General features: G+C 73.1%; 1 protein-coding gene and 1 pseudogene. Both read left to right on the forward strand.

Annotation, left to right across the window (positions count from 1 at the left end):
* Window positions 1-82, forward strand: a pseudogene (locus B2J89_RS23375) (Fe-S protein); the annotation flags it as partial.
* A gap of 102 nt (window positions 83-184) precedes the next feature.
* Window positions 185-427, forward strand: a 243-nt coding sequence (locus tag B2J89_RS21835; protein WP_169170871.1) for a putative signal transducing protein, incomplete at its 3' end; no start/stop codon positions are given.

A 427-nucleotide genomic window follows, 5' to 3' on the forward strand; every position in this document is an offset into this window, starting at 1 on the left:
CTGGCGCCGCATCACGCAGCAGGGCACGGCGTGGCGCTTCACGCGCTATGCCGAGCGCGCCGCAGAGGGTGTGTCGGCCTAGGGAAGACCCCGGTTGGCGTTGGCGCTTGCGCGGTCGGCGCAGCGCCCACAATGGCACAGGCGCTTGCCTCCGAAGCGCCGCCGTCCAAAAAGGAGCCAGACTGTGCAGCGCCTGACCCAGGCCCCGAACGCCGCCCTGGCCACCCTGTGGGCCGACCTGCTGTGCGAAGCCGGCATGCCCGCCACCGTGCAGCGCCAGTACCTGGGCGCGGCCGCCGGCCACCTGCCGCCGCACGAGTGCCTGCCCGAAATCTGGCTCGAGTACGGCGAGCACCTAGAGCGCGCGCGCACGCTGCTCGACGACCTGCACCACCTGCCCCAGCGCCTGTGGCACTGCCGCTGCGGC

This window comes from Acidovorax sp. SRB_24 (assembly GCF_012931925.1).